Here is a 14,195-nt window from a genome sequence, read left to right on the forward strand (position 1 = left end):
CGCGCCGCATGATCCGTGGCACGCCTCGCCGCAGCGCGGCATGCCAGTACATCTGAATGCGGTAATACTGCAGTCCTGTAATTGTTGGGGAGTGGTGCGTGATTCGTCGTTTCCTTGTACTTGCCGCCCTTGCGCTGGTGCTTGCCGGCTGTTCCAGCATGGCTGATCGCCATCACGACGGACGGCGCGGCCATTTCGTCAGCCGCACGCTGGAAATGGAAGGGCGTCTGTACCGCTATCAAGTGTTCGTGCCGGCCTCCAAGGTGCCGCAGCCGCGCCCGATCGTGTTGTTCCTGCACGGATCGGGCGAGCGCGGCGACAACGGACGCGACCAGGCCGAGGTCGGCGTCGGCCCGTACCTGAGCGAACACACCGCCGAGTTTCCTGCGTTGGTGGTGCTGCCGCAGGTGCCTGACGACGAAGAATGGATGGGCGTGAACGCACGCATGGCGCTGGCCGCGCTGGATGCGGCCAGCACCGAGTTCGAAGCCGACCCACAACGCACCTATCTCACCGGCATTTCGATGGGCGGCTACGGCGCGTGGGAGATCGGGCTGATGCAGCCGCAGCGTTTCGCAGCGATCGTGCCGATCTGCGGCGCACTCAAGGCGCCGCGCGATGAGCGCCGCACGCTCTACGTCAGCCTGGTCGCGCAGGAAGCCGACCCCTACACCGCAGCGGTCACCCGCTTGAAGCACGTGCCGATCTGGATGTTCCATGGCGCCAAGGACGACGCGGTGCCACCGCACGACGACCGCGCGTTGTACCGCGCCGCAAAAGGCGTCGGTGCCAATGTGCGCTACAGCGAGTATCCCGACGGCAACCACAACGCCTGGGACGCGACCTACGCGGAGCCGGCGATGTGGGCGTGGATGTTCAAGCAGCGCCTACGCTGAGCGGGGCGGGCATCCAGCGGACCGCAGCGTGGGGACCAGACCCGCTTGGTGCAGCCGTGCGCATGCTGGCTGGAACTTACCGCAGGTTTCCAACGCGATTACCGCATCGACAGTCACCGCACCGCGCATTCAATCGCAGCATGTGGCGCGGTGACGCCGCAGACCCCCTCAATGGTGATAGCCGGTTTCTGCAGTGACCTTGCCGCGAAACACCCGATACGACCACACCGTATAGCCCAGGATCAGCGGCAACAACACCACCAGGCCGATCAAGGCGAACACCTGCGAAGACGGCGGCGCGGCGGCCTGCCAGATGGTGTAGACCGGCGGCACCAGGTACGGCCACATGCCCAGCACCAGGCCGAGAAAGCCGAGCACGAACAGGCCCATCGCCAGCAAGAACGGCGGCATATCCGGCCGCCCCGCTTCCGTGGCACGCCACAGCGCAACGCCGACGATGGTGACCAACACCGGCACCGGCATCAGCCACAGGTAATGCGCGCCGGTGAACCAACGCTCCATCACATGCGATTGCAGCGACGGCAGCCAGGCGCTGACCAGGCCGATGAAGAGCAACACGGCGATGGTCAGCGGCCGACTCAATCGACGCGCAAGCTGCTGCACGTGGCCTTCGGTCTTGAGGATCAACCAGGTGCTGCCGAGCAAGGCATAGCCGAACACCAGCGCGGCCCCGGTGAGCATGGCGAAGGGACTGAACCAGCCCCAGATGCCGCCGACATAGCGGTCGTTCTCGATCGGCAGGCCCTGCACCAGCGCGCCCAGGATCACGCCCTGCGCAAACGTCGCCAGGATCGAGCCGGCGGCGAAGGCGTTGCTCCACAGCCGCCGCGAACGCTGCGCCTTGAAGCGGAACTCGAACGCCACTCCGCGGAACACCAGCGCCATCACCATCAACAACACCGGCAGGTACAGCGCCGACAGAATCACCGCATATGCCTTGGGAAACGCCGCCAGCAGCCCTGCCCCGCCCAGCACCAGCCAGGTTTCGTTGCCGTCCCAGATCGGCGCGGCGGTGTTCATCATCAGATCCAGTTGCGCTTCGTCCTTGCGGAACGGCGCCAGGATGCCGATGCCGAGCACGAAGCCGTCCAGCACCACGTACATCAGCACCCCGAAGCCGATCACCGCGAACCACGCCACCGGCAATACGCTGCTCATGTCCATCATGCGGCTCCGTCGATCGGTTCGTCGGCCGCCGACAGCGGCCGCGCGGGTGTGTGTTCGCCGTGGTCCAGCTGCGGCGCGTCATGCGGGGTCGGCCCGATCTTGCCGATCTTGACCAGGTACCAGATGCCCCAGCCGAATACGAATGCGTAACCGGCCACGTACACCGCCAGCGAGATCGCGGTCATCAGCGTCGATTGCGGGCCCACTGCATCGGCGGTGCGCAACAGCCCATAGACCACGTACGGTTGCCGCCCCATCTCGGTGACGAACCAACCCGAGACCAGCGCGATGAAGCCGCTCGGCAACATCCAGCGCCAGGTCGCCAGCAACCAGCGCCACTGCAGCAACTTGCCGCGCCACCAGGCGAACGCCGATACCCAGGCCACCAGCAACATCAACGAGCCGATCCCCACCATGATGCGGAAGGCGAAGAACACCGGCGTCACCGGCGGACGATCGGCCGCAGGCACCGAGGTCAGCGGCGCGATGCTGCCATCCAGGCTATGGGTCAGGATCAGGCTACCCACGCGCGGAATCGCCACCTCGTAATCGTTGCGCTCGGCCTTCTCGTTGGGCAACGCGAACACCACCAGCGGGACGCCCTTGCCCTGCCCGTCGTCGTGCCAGTGCGCTTCCATTGCCGCGATCTTCATCGGCTGGTGCTTGAGCGTGTTCAGGCCATGCATGTCGCCGACGAAGATCTGCAGTGGCACGGTAATCGCCGCGAAGGCCACCGCCAGCTTGAGCATGCGCAGCCCGGCCTCGCGGTGTACGCCGCGATGCAGATACCACGCCCCCACCGCACCGACCACGAAACAGGTGGTGATGAACGAGCCCAGCGCCATGTGCGCAAGCCGGTACGGAAACGAGGGATTGAAGATGATCTTCAGCCACGCCACCGGATGCACGATGCCGTCGACCACCTCATAGCCGGCCGGGGTCTGCAACCAGCTGTTGGACGACAGGATCCAGAACGTGGAAAACAGCGTGCCCAGCGCCACCATGCAGGTGGCCAGGAAATGCAGGCGCTCGGAGATGCGCCCCCAGCCGAACATCATCACGCCCAGGAAACTGGCTTCCAGAAAGAACGCGGTGAGCACTTCGTAGCTGAGCAGCGGGCCGATCACGCTGCCGGCGATGCGGCTCAGCTCCGGCCAGTTGGCGCCGAACTGGAACGCCATCACGATGCCGCTGACCACGCCCATGCCGAACGACACGGCGAAGATCTTCTGCCAGAAGAAATACAGCTCGCGCCATACCGGCTGGCGGGTGCGCAGCCAGCGCCATTCGAGAAAGGCCAGCAGGCTGGACAGCCCGATGGTGAATGCGGGAAACAGCACGTGGAATGCGATGACGAACCCGAACTGGATCCGCGATAACAGCAAGGCATCCATGGAGAATCCTCCAGGAGAGATGGGGCAGCATCAGCGCACAGGTTGCGGGTCGACGAACGAAGTAACAGTGCGCTCGATCGCGACGTCTGCGCTGCAGGAGCATCATAGAGAAGGTCGTGCTCGTTCCCGATGCGACACGGCGTCGCATGTGCGGCAAATTGCCGCGCTTGTGCTGCAACGCGATGCTACACCCTATGTGCAAAGCCCACCACGCCGCCGGTCCGCACGCAGGTCGCCGCAAAGCGCTACGGCCGCACTCGCTCCCAGACCCGCAGGAAATTGCCGCTATACACATCGACGATGCGTTGCGCAGGCCATCCTGCATCCATCATCGCCTGCGTGAACCTGGGCAGATCCGCGCCGCTGCGCATGCCGGTCGGCAGGCTGGAAATGCCGCCATCGAAATCGCTGCCAAAACTCAGGTGTTTCCATGGATCTTCGACGATCCCCATGTCGGCGATCTGTCGAGCGAAGGCTTCGTAATAGCCAATGACAAACGCGAGATCGGCATCCATATTCGGCTTGCCATCGGCCAGATAGGAATGCTGCAGGAAGTACGGCGCCAGGATGACGCTGATGCAGCCACCGGTCTGAACGATGGCGCGGATCGCCGCGTCGTCCAGCCCCCGGTCGAGATGACGCGACGGCCGCGTCTCGGCGCCACGGGTGACGCTGCGCGATGCGGCATGCGAGGCGAAAGCCGGCACGTTGCGACGGGCGCAGATGGCGCAGGCGTCGAGTATCCCCTGGCTCGACGTATGCGAAAGATCCACCAGCAGCCCAACATCGATGCAGCGCTCCACGACCGTGCTGCCGAACTCCGAGAGCCCCGCGCCCTCGATCCCACGCCACGGATTGAGCGGCGCATAGCCGGCCTGCGAGATGTCGGTATGGCTGAAATGGTTGAGCGTCACATAGGCGGCGCCGGCCTTGGCAGCGATCTCCAGACGCTGCAGGCGCAGCGCCTGGCTGCGGATCCCGCGTGGTCCAAGCATATGCGCGCCCTCCAACGACAGGATGGCGCAGCAAAGACCCTCGGCCCGAATCGCGCGTAACTCGGCAGCGCTGCGTGCCAGCCGCATCCGACCGTTGCTCGCCGTCACCATCTCCTCGACATAGCGCTGATGCTCCACCCAGTTCTTCCAAGGATCGAGAAAAGGCGCACCGATGAGGTTTTCCCACAACGCGTGGGCGCTGAAGCAGGCAGCTCCGTACCCGCCCGCGAGAAAGTCCGGGCCGCTCACGTGGTACATCAGCGGTTGATTGCGACCTCTCGGCGAGGTTTTGGACGTCAGCCAGAGGATCAGAGAGCGTCGATGCGCTTTCCAGTCGCCCTTCCAGAAATCGAAGCCACCCAAGCGCGACAGATACAGGGAGTCCAGATGCGTATCGACCGGATAGGCCAGCGCATGTACTGCATCCAGCGTGGGCTTGGCAGGCAAGACGGCAGAGTTCTCAGATGAGACGGCATGCATGGAAGAACCCCGGCAGTGACTTGTGAAAGATCAAATGCCAAAACGACGCGTTCGATCGTTATGGAATACCAGGCCGATCTTCTCAAGGCGCCTTGACGGGGCGAACAGGTTCGCCCAAATGACGGTAACTGAACTGGATCAGCAGATCCAGAAAGCCGTCGCTCGGCCGAGCAGGAAAACGCAAGACTGCTGGCGTGCTTCTCATTTCGACCGTCCGAAGGAGATCCCTGCCGCCTGTCTCCACCGCTGGATGACCATTCGCATGCGGCTCCAGTCACCCTGCCCTGGCCGTTCGGGCGACGCAGCGGCCAAGCCATGCCGACACGATGCGGCAAGCCGCGATGGGAACCGCAAACGACGCGTCAGCGCTCACACCAGGACTCGCAGTCTCACGTCCGCGCGCGGACACGTCGCGCCACTTCGCTGACCATCGCAATGAAGGCAGTCAAACCGACCATCGACAGGAACTGCGCACGGGTATCGTCCGACCACGCGAGCAATACGAAGATCACCGCCAGGATCGCCAAGGCCAGCACGGTCAGAAACGGATACCCCCGCATACGGAACGGCAGCGCGATGCCGGCGCGGTCGGCGCGCGCGCGCAGGATCAGTTGCGACAGCAGCGAGATCGTCCACACCAGCAGACAGGTGGCGCCGACGATGTTGAGCAGCATCGGCAACACCTTGTTGGGGTACAGCAACTCCAGCGCCGCCGCTGCAAAACCGAACAGCACGCTGGCGATCACCGCCGCCAGCGGCACCTGCTCGCCGCTGGTCTTGCCAAGCAGCTGCGGCGCCTCGCCGCGCTGGGCCAGCGAAAAGATCATCCGCGAGGCGCCATACAGGTTGGCGTTGAGCGCCGACAGCAAGGCCACCACGGCGACCAGCGTGATGGCGGTGGCCGCGCCGGGAATGCGCGCCACCTCCAGCACGGAGGCGAACGGCGAGCGGAGCGCCACCCTGTCGGTCCACGGCACCACCGCCACGATCACGCTGATCGAGCCGATGTAGAACACCAGGATGCGCCAGGCCACGGTGCGAATGGTGCGTGCCAGGCTGCGGCCCGGGTCGGCGGTTTCCGCAGCGGCCACGGCCACGATTTCGGTGCCGCCGAAGGCGAACACCACCACCAGCAACGCCGCGCCGATGCCGGCCAGTCCCGTCGGCGCGAATCCGCCGTTCCGGGTGAAGTTGGACATCCCCGGCGACGCCACGCCGGGCAACCAACCGGCCAGCAAGGCCACGCCGATCAGCAGGAACACGATGATCGCAACGACCTTGAGGATGGCGAACCAGAATTCGAACTCGCCGAAGTTGCGCACGCCGAGCAGATTGATCGCCGTGAAGGTGGCCATGAACACCACCGCCAGCAACGGCACCGGCAACGCCGGCCACACCGAGGCGAGCAGGCCTGCGGCGCCGACCGCCTCGGCCGCGATCACTACCACGATCTGCAACCACCACAACCAGCCCACCGTCGCACCGGCGGTCGGCCCCATCGCGTCGGCTGCATACACCGAGAACGCACCGCTGGCCGGCTTGGAGGCGGCCATTTCGCCCAGCGCATTCATCACGATGATCACCAAGGCGCCGGCGATCAGATACGACACCAGCACCGCCGGCCCCGCCGCGTGGATACCCACGCCGGAGCCGAGAAACAGCCCGGCACCGATCGCCGTGCCCAGGCCCATCATCATCAATTGCCGCGGTTTCAGCGCATGGCGCAACGCGGGCGCGGTGGACGGAGCGGTCTCAGCAACGGGATCGGTCGGAAGCGGCATGGACGGGCTTGGCTGGATGGAATCGCGACACGATACCGCGTCGCGGCGCCCGCCGCGCCCCTTGATGCCTGCCTGGAAGAACCTCACCAAGCCTGGCAACCCGCGCCCTGCCATTCGCCCCCATCGGGGGTCCATCTCGCCGTGCCCGCACGCTGCCGCAGATCCACTGCAGGCGCGATGGAAGAATCTGCAGCGAACTGTGCGGCGCCGATAAAAAAATCCCCGGACATGCCGGGGATCGGTGTTGCCGCTACGCCTTGCCAGCGATCACTCGGCCAGGTTGGTGCCCGCCCCTGCGGTGGCGATCACCTTGGCCTTGACCTGCGCGGCCGGCGTGACGGTGTAGATGTAGCCCAGCGATTCCGGGAACACCTTGGTGCTGACCCAGTTGGTGGCGTTGGCATACGGCTTGCTGCCATCCGGGGTGCCCCAGGTGATGCCGCTGCCAACGTAGTTGTTGATCAGGTCCCAGTAGCCGATCTCGCTGCTGTCGCGCGAGGTCACCGGGTTCTTGATGTTCTCGAAGTAGTTGGACTCGATCTTGGCCACGCCGCCCATGCGCACGTTGATGCCGGAGGTGCTGACGTTGTTGAAGTAGTTGTTGTAGATGTGGCTCAGCCCGCGACGCTGCAACGGCACGCGCGCATCCACGTTCTCGAAGCGGTTGTGGTGGTAGGTGGTGCGGGCGGCCGCGTTCTTGGTGTCGCTATCGCTGTAGCCGTTGAGCGCGACCTTTTGATAGTTATAGACGTAGTTGTAGGACACGGTGACGTGGTGCACGCCCTTCTTCATGTCGATGCCGCCATCGAACGAGGCATCGCCAGCGCCCGAGCACTTGGTCAACGACGCGAATATGGTGTTGTGATCGATCCAGATCTTTGACGGCTCGCCACTGGAATTGCCTTCCAGGGAAATCGAATCTGCATCTTCGCCACCCTGCAACAGACCGATGGTCATGTTCTGGACGATCACATTGTGCGCGTTGCCGACCACGCGGATGCCGAAGTTGGCCGAGGATCCATTTGCGCCCTTGATGGTGACATCGCTCTTGTTCTTGATCTGCACGGTCTTGGCCGGCAGTTTCCACTGCGCGCACACGTCCTTGATGGTGCCGAAGTCGAACTTGCCGGTGTAGTTGAGCACCAGCCCGCCACTGCCGGAATAACTGTCGATGGCCGACTGCATGGCCTCGAAGGTGGTCACGGTGACCGGCATCTTGTTGCCGCCGCCGGTAGTGGCAGCACCGTACCCGACCGGGCCGGCGATAGCGCTCGTGGCGCAGGCGGACAGTGCGAGCGCGAGTGCGCACTGAAGTGTGGTGATACTCATGCAGTCTCTCCCAATGATGTCGAAAAGCCATGCGTGCTGTCGGCGCAATGGCGACGACGGCAGCAAAGCGGTGCGTGGGGGCCGCATTCTTCGCGCGATTCAAAACATAAAACAATTATCCAACGTTGAAACCTTGACGCACCACGGTGTTCTCCTTGCGGGACATGCAAAAGAGACAGCGAAAGACAGTGAGGACAGGACATCTCCACAGGCAGACGACCGCTGCATTTGGATCGATGCAAGCAAGCGTTGGCGCGCATGCTTGGCGTGTGTCGGCCCTTGGCTGCTGGTGAAGCGATCACCACTGCATCGCATGCGCTTGCAAACGCGCAGCGGTGCGAAGAGACATGGCGTGGCTGCGCACGATTGCATGCAACCAAGAGTGCGTATGCGTCAGCGCAGATCGTGCGCGGCAATGCGATAACGCTGATGGAGCGTCGGCGTGCAAGAGCGCCGTGGTGATGGCGCACGCACCGTGTCGCCGCTGTGCGTCGGCGCGACCTTGGCGCTCGCTTGCCTGCTGTCGCGGGACGATCCGATCGCCATCTTGACGATCATCCACATCCGCACCATCTGGCAGACTGGCAACTTGTCGCTAGGCGTGACAGAAACGTCCTCGGCCTGTGCGTAATGCATCAGGCAACCCACAGGGTGCAGCACAGATGAGCGCGTTGATCCAAGCGCCCTGCGTGAGCGGCCATGCGCTTTCCACCCGCAGCATCGGCCCGTACGCCGCGCGCACTGGCAGGTCACCCGCTCAGACGGCGGGACTGGCCAACACCGACGGGCGTGCCAATTCTCCACCGAGCCAGGGCGTCTGGTCGTCGAGGAAGTTGCCGACCAGGCGCATGCAGGCAGCACGTTCTTCCACGTGCGGCATGTGACTGGAATTGGCGAACACATGCCAGCGCGCCTCCGCGATCAGGCGGGCGTAGGGCTCCACCGTCTCCGGCGTGGCTTCGTCGTACTTGCCGGACAGCACCAGCGTCGGGACGTTGATACGGTGCAGGCGCTCGATGATGCTCCAGTTACGCAGGCTCCCCACCACGTGGAATTCGGTGGGACCGTTCATGGCGTGGTACACGGTCGGATCGGCATCGATGGCGGCGAACGTGCGCGCCACCTCTGCCGGCCACGGCACGGTGCGGCACACGTGCTGCGCGTAGAACACCTGGCTTGCGGCGCGATAGGCCGGATCGTCCAGCGTGCCGGCGGCTTCGTGCGTGTCCAGCGCCGCCTGCACATCCTCGGGCAGGCGCGCACGCAGGCGCAGTGCCGCAGCGCGCCACAAGCCCATCGATGCCGGCGAATTGGCGATCACCAACGCACGCAGACCGGTCGGCCGACGCACCGCATGCTCGGCGGCCAGCATCCCGCCCCACGACTGGCCCAGCAACGCATAGCGCGACAAGCCCAGGTGCGTGATCAGGGTCTGCAGTTCATCCAGAAACAATCCCACCGTCCAGAAGCCCGGATCGGCATTGGGCAGATGGGTGGAGTGACCGTTACCGAGCTGGTCGTAATGGATCACCGCGCGGCCATTGGCCGCCAGATCCTTGAAACTGTCCACGTAGTCGTGGGTGCAACCAGGGCCGCCGTGCAGGACGATCAGCGGGCAATCGTCCGCGCGCAGGTCGCCGGTAATGCGGTACCAGGTGCGGTAGCCGCGGAATTCGACGTAACCCTCGGTGGACTGCATGACCTACGCCTGCCTACGGCAATGTGAGCGCCGAGCCTAGCGACCGTATGCGGCTGCGATAACTGGCAAATCTCCCAGGTTTTGGCGCGTCTGCGCCCAGGCGGAGGTACCGGCGGCGCATCGGCTCAGCCAGATGCGCCTGGCCAGCGGCGGCCCGACCCGACCTGCCCTCCGCTGCGAGTAGCGGTTCATCGGAGCGCCGGCTCTGCGCTGCGCCTCCATCGCAACGGCACGGAATCACCGGATCACGGTTCCAGCAGCCGATAGTGCATGCCGCGCACCACCGCCTCCACGCGATTGCGCGCACCCAGTTTGCGCGCGGCGGAGTTCAGATGCAGGTTCACCGTCGCGGTTGAGCGATTGAGCGCGGCCGCAATGCTTTTCGAGGTCAGGCCCTTGGCCGAATACTGCAGGCATTCGCGCTCGCGGCGGGTCAGCGCGATGTGGCAGCAACGGCGTTCGTTCGGATCGAGCAGCGTCTGCGCGCGGGCCTGGAAGGTATGCGCCAGCAACAGAAACGGCGACAACTGCGCTTCGGCCACTCCCGGCCCCTCGGCGGACACGGTGTCCACCGCCGCGGTAAATGTCGCGAACGCGCCGCCCGGCAGATGCAATGGCACGGTGACACCGGTGCCCATGCCGCTATCGCACAGATAGCGCGTGATCTGTGGATGCAGACCACCGACGTATTCCACTCCGGCCCTGTCGCCATCGGTGCGGTACGACCAGACGAAGGGCGTGGCGCGCTGCGTGGCACGCTGCTGAACGGGGTCGTTCTGGTAGTAGCCGTGTTCGCACCATACATGCTGCATATCGCGCGGCGCGTTGCGCTGCAGGAATACCGACGGGGTGATCAGCGTGCCCTCCATGCTCAGCGGTACGGGTGCGTAGTCGTACACCAGCGACTGGAAGCCCAGCCCGCAGACATCGCGGAACACCCGATCCAGGCAGGCGTCGAGCGTGTGCAGCGCCTGCAGATCGCGGCCCAGGCTGGCCAGAGTGTCGAACATGATGGGCCCTTAGGAATCGACGTTGTCGCTGGAGGACATCCAGCTTGGAAAACCTAGCACTTTTACCAATGAATGGGCTTGCCGGCCACTTTATCGTCACAATGCCAGTCAGGCAGCTGCACTGCGGCATCGACGTTCAGGTGCTGCGGCGCCTGCATCGAGATCCGGACCTTCTCTCAGCGGACAACTGCATGACCGACACCCCACGCCGCGACGATGCGGCCACGCTGGAACGCTTCGGCTACACCCAGGAGCTCAAGCGCCAGCTCACGCTCAAGGATCTGCTGATCTACGGGCTGGTGTTCATGGTGCCGACCGCACCGTTCTCCATCTTCGGCGGCGTGTTCGACATCAGCGCCGGCATGGTGCCGTTGACCTACCTGCTCGGCTTCGTGGCGATGCTGTTCACCGCGCTGAGCTACCAACAGATGTCGCAGGCGTTTCCGGTGGCAGGCTCGGTGTATGCGTACGTGGGGCGCGGCATGAGCAGCGGCATGGGCTTTCTGGCCGGCTGGGCGATCCTGCTCGATTACCTCCTGGTGCCGACCCTGCTCTACGTGGTCGGCGCCAATGCCATGCACAACGTGTTGCCGGCGGTGCCGCAGCCGGCGTGGATCGCCTTCTTCGTGGTGCTCAATACCGTGGTCAATCTGCGCGGCATCGAAACCACCGCGCGTGCGAATCGGTTCTTTCTGTATGCGCAACTGGTGGTGTTGGCAGTGTTCGTGGTACTGGCGAGCCTGGCGATCCAACGCGGCGTCAATGGTGCGTCCTGGAATCTGCGCCCGTTCTACAACCCGCAGGCGTTTTCGCCACAATTGATCTTCAGCGCGTTGTCGGTGGCGGTGGTGTCGTTTCTGGGCTTCGATGCGATTTCCACGCTGTCGGAAGAAACCCGCGGCGGCAACCGCGTGGTCGGGCGGGCCACCTTGCTGGCGTTGCTGATCGTGGCGAGCTTGTTCATCGTGCAGACCTGGCTGGCCGCGCTGCTGCAACCGACCCTGCAACGCTACCCGAGCGCACAGGCCTCCAACGATGCATTCTTCGAGATCGGGCGTTTGATCGCCGGGCCGTGGATGCAGATCGTCATCGCGCTCACGGTGGCGATCAGCGCGGCCGTCGCCAATTCATTGGTGGCGCAGGCGGCCACCTCGCGCCTGTTGTTCGCCATGGCACGCGACCGCCAGCTGCCCGCGTTCTTGCGCTACATCCATCCGCGCACCGGCGTGCCGCAGCGCGCCATCCTGCTGGTGGCCGGCTTGAGCATGGTGTTGGGCGAAGTGTTCGTCGGGCAGATCGCACTGCTGTCCTCGTTATGCAATGTGGGCGCGCTCAGCGCGTTCATCCTGTTGCATCTCGCGGTGCTGTGGCACTTCCGCAAGCAAGCACGCAGGATGCTGCACGGCGGGGTGCCCATCGTCGGCATCGTGATCCTGGCCTATGTGCTGATCAGTTCCGACCGACATGCGCAGCTCGGCGGCACTGCATGGATGGTGCTCGGGCTGGCGGTGTTGGCCTTTCTTAAAGTCAGCGGCCGCTCCACCGAGTTCCGCGCCAGCGATGCGTTGGGATAGCGCCGGTTAGAACGCGTGCCTGGCCTTCCGCACTGCGTGTTGCCGATCTTCATGGCCGGCTGCGCTGCGTCAGCTAACGCAGTGCATCGGCCAGCGCCTGCCATCCATCACCAGCCTTCGGCATCGGTTACGAAGATGCCTGCATGTAGGCCCGCAGAGGTGACGCCCACGGTGTGCGCCGCTCAGCACGCGGCTTGCGTGAGGCGGTGAATCGATGTTTGCACACACGATTGCATCTTTCTTGATTGCCAACCTCTGAACGAGATTTTCCGCACATATTCAGCTATCAACATTCGCTAGTCTCGTCCGGCGCCAATGATGGCGCCCGCAGGCTGTGGCCCCCGCCGCAACCTGCCGCTCCCTGACGACAAGGACTACCCATGAATCGCAAGAATGCGTTGTATCTGGCCCTGTTTTCCGCAGTTTCCGGCTCTGCGCTGGCAGCACCGCCAACCGAAATGGACGCAGCGCCGGTCGGCACGGCGCCGCAAGCGGCCAAGCTCGGCGCGGCGACATTGCAGTCAGCAAGTTTGCGCGGCGGCATCCTGCCCACGCGCGTGGTGCAGCTGAGCGCGCCCACCAGGACCGACATCAGCCGCGTGCGCGAGCGCCGTATCGCGCAGATCAAGCATGGGCAGCCCTTGCAGATCGGCTTTTCGCGTAGCGTGGCCAAGCCGGCGATCAACCTGTCAACCCTCGATTGGCAGATGGCCGGCGACGGTTCGCGGGTGGCGACCCTGCAGGTGAGCTCCGCACAGGCAGCGTCGCTGCGCGCAGCGTTGATCTTGCGTGGCGCCGGCGCAACGCCAGGCGACCCGTCAAAGGTGACGCTACGTTTTGCCGGCGACGATGGCCGCGTGTTCGAGCAATCCGGCGCCAGTTTTGCAACCAGCGACAACGACATCGGCTGGTCGCCAACGGTAAGCGGTGAGACGCTGCTGGTGGAAATCTCGTTGCCGGCCGGCCAGTATCCGGAGAACTTCAGTCTGCGCATTCCGCAGCTGTCGCATCTGGACATCAGCCCCACCGCCAGTACGCGCGAGATGATGACCATTGCCATCGGCGAAAGCGACTCATGCCAGAACGATGTCGTCTGCCGAGCCAATCCCACTGCCGGTTTCACCAATGCCACAAAAGCCGTGGCACGTATGGTGTTCACCACCAGCCAGGGCTCGTTCCTGTGCACCGGCACCTTGCTCAACAACAGCAACTCGCCCAAGCGCTATCTGTTCTGGACTGCCGCGCACTGCATCAGCACCCAGACCGTTGCCAATACACTGCAGACCTACTGGTTCTACGATGCAGCCAGTTGCAACGGCAGTACAGTGAGCTCGCAGGCAACGACATTGAGCGGCGGCGCGTTCCTGCGCCATGCCAATACCACGCGCGACACCGCCTTGCTGGAACTGAAGAGTGCACCGCCCAGCGGGGCGTTCTATGCGGCCTGGAATAGCGCAGCGATCGGCGCCACCGGCACCTCGATCGTGGGCATCCACCACCCGGCGGGCGACGTCAAGAAGTATTCGCTGGGCACCGTCAATGCACTGAGCACGTCCCTGGACGGCAAGAGCCCGCTGTACCGCGTGGTCTGGAACGATGGCGTCACCGAAGGTGGCTCGTCCGGCTCCGGCCTGTTCACCGTCGCCAGCGGTGGTGCGTATCAGCTACGCGGCGGCCTGTATGGCGGTTATTCGTTCTGCAGCGCGCAAACAGATCCGGATTACTACTCGCGCTTCTCGGACGTGTATTCCACGATCTCCAGCTACTTGGGCCAGTAAGCGGTTCAAGGCACGTGGCGGGTGGTAGACCGCCTGCCACGTTCGATCGCACCTGGCTTACAGTGAGCGCT

Annotated in this window: 11 protein-coding genes; 3 read left to right on the forward strand and 8 right to left on the reverse strand. The window is 64.3% G+C overall.

Features of this window, described 5'->3' with window-relative positions:
- The first annotated feature begins 158 nt into the window (after positions 1-158).
- On the forward strand, positions 159-896 hold the full coding sequence (locus tag GGR62_RS06210) for a prolyl oligopeptidase family serine peptidase (protein ID WP_221229072.1): 738 nt from the start codon (positions 159-161) through the stop codon (positions 894-896).
- A 168-nt stretch (positions 897-1,064) separates the two neighbouring features.
- Here GGR62_RS06210 and cydB read toward each other — a convergent pair whose 3' ends face one another.
- From cydB to GGR62_RS06250, 8 genes are all read right to left on the reverse strand, one after another.
- A complete protein-coding gene (cydB, locus tag GGR62_RS06215; protein ID WP_184407057.1) occupies positions 1,065-2,081 on the reverse strand; it encodes a cytochrome d ubiquinol oxidase subunit II in 1,017 nt (338 codons plus the stop codon).
- The gene (locus GGR62_RS06220) at positions 2,081-3,478 is read right to left on the reverse strand and encodes a cytochrome ubiquinol oxidase subunit I (RefSeq protein ID WP_184407058.1); all 1,398 of its coding nucleotides are present in this window, start codon (positions 3,476-3,478) and stop codon (positions 2,081-2,083) included. The genes cydB and GGR62_RS06220 overlap by 1 nt, the downstream gene beginning before the upstream one ends.
- Before the next feature lie 245 nt (positions 3,479-3,723).
- Entirely contained in the window at positions 3,724-4,953 is a 1,230-nt protein-coding gene (locus GGR62_RS06225) for a dipeptidase (RefSeq protein ID WP_184407059.1), read from the reverse strand.
- A gap of 389 nt (positions 4,954-5,342) precedes the next feature.
- On the reverse strand, positions 5,343-6,734 hold the full coding sequence (locus GGR62_RS06230) for an amino acid permease (protein ID WP_184407060.1): 1,392 nt from the start codon (positions 6,732-6,734) through the stop codon (positions 5,343-5,345).
- A 267-nt stretch (positions 6,735-7,001) separates the two neighbouring features.
- Positions 7,002-8,063, reverse strand: coding sequence for a pectate lyase (locus tag GGR62_RS06235; RefSeq protein WP_184407061.1), 1,062 nt, complete (start codon positions 8,061-8,063; stop codon positions 7,002-7,004).
- A gap of 393 nt (positions 8,064-8,456) precedes the next feature.
- Positions 8,457-8,699, reverse strand: coding sequence for a hypothetical protein (locus tag GGR62_RS06240; RefSeq protein WP_184407062.1), 243 nt, complete (start codon positions 8,697-8,699; stop codon positions 8,457-8,459).
- A 121-nt stretch (positions 8,700-8,820) separates the two neighbouring features.
- Positions 8,821-9,762 (reverse strand): proline iminopeptidase-family hydrolase, encoded by a 942-nt coding sequence (locus tag GGR62_RS06245; RefSeq protein WP_184407063.1) that lies wholly within the window; start codon positions 9,760-9,762, stop codon positions 8,821-8,823.
- A 245-nt stretch (positions 9,763-10,007) separates the two neighbouring features.
- Positions 10,008-10,772 carry a LuxR family transcriptional regulator gene (locus tag GGR62_RS06250; protein WP_184407064.1) on the reverse strand — a complete coding sequence of 255 codons (765 nt, stop codon included), beginning with the start codon at positions 10,770-10,772 and terminating at the stop codon, positions 10,008-10,010.
- Between the two features lie 191 nt (positions 10,773-10,963).
- Here GGR62_RS06250 and GGR62_RS06255 point away from each other — a divergent pair, with 191 nt between their 5' ends.
- Together GGR62_RS06255 and GGR62_RS06260 are read left to right on the forward strand one after the other, a co-directional pair.
- Entirely contained in the window at positions 10,964-12,346 is a 1,383-nt protein-coding gene (locus GGR62_RS06255; RefSeq protein ID WP_184407065.1) for an APC family permease, read from the forward strand.
- 380 nt (positions 12,347-12,726) lie between these two features.
- Entirely contained in the window at positions 12,727-14,124 is a 1,398-nt protein-coding gene (locus GGR62_RS06260) for a trypsin-like peptidase domain-containing protein (RefSeq protein ID WP_184407066.1), read from the forward strand.
- Positions 14,125-14,195 lie beyond the last annotated feature (71 nt).

Source organism: Xanthomonas sp. 3075 (assembly GCF_014197275.1).
Classification (GTDB): Bacteria; Pseudomonadota; Gammaproteobacteria; order Xanthomonadales; family Xanthomonadaceae; genus Xanthomonas; species Xanthomonas campestris_B.

Coding starts and splice junctions, on each gene's coding strand:
- GGR62_RS06210 (WP_221229072.1), top strand. CDS start 159: ATGGCTGATCGCCATCACGACGGACGGCGCGGCCATTTCGTCAGCCGC.
- cydB (WP_184407057.1), bottom strand. CDS start 2,081: ATGGACATGAGCAGCGTATTGCCGGTGGCGTGGTTCGCGGTGATCGGC.
- GGR62_RS06220 (WP_184407058.1), bottom strand. CDS start 3,478: ATGGATGCCTTGCTGTTATCGCGGATCCAGTTCGGGTTCGTCATCGCA.
- GGR62_RS06225 (WP_184407059.1), bottom strand. CDS start 4,953: ATGCATGCCGTCTCATCTGAGAACTCTGCCGTCTTGCCTGCCAAGCCC.
- GGR62_RS06230 (WP_184407060.1), bottom strand. CDS start 6,734: ATGCCGCTTCCGACCGATCCCGTTGCTGAGACCGCTCCGTCCACCGCG.
- GGR62_RS06235 (WP_184407061.1), bottom strand. CDS start 8,063: ATGAGTATCACCACACTTCAGTGCGCACTCGCGCTCGCACTGTCCGCC.
- GGR62_RS06240 (WP_184407062.1), bottom strand. CDS start 8,699: ATGCATTACGCACAGGCCGAGGACGTTTCTGTCACGCCTAGCGACAAG.
- GGR62_RS06245 (WP_184407063.1), bottom strand. CDS start 9,762: ATGCAGTCCACCGAGGGTTACGTCGAATTCCGCGGCTACCGCACCTGG.
- GGR62_RS06250 (WP_184407064.1), bottom strand. CDS start 10,772: ATGTTCGACACTCTGGCCAGCCTGGGCCGCGATCTGCAGGCGCTGCAC.
- GGR62_RS06255 (WP_184407065.1), top strand. CDS start 10,964: ATGACCGACACCCCACGCCGCGACGATGCGGCCACGCTGGAACGCTTC.
- GGR62_RS06260 (WP_184407066.1), top strand. CDS start 12,727: ATGAATCGCAAGAATGCGTTGTATCTGGCCCTGTTTTCCGCAGTTTCC.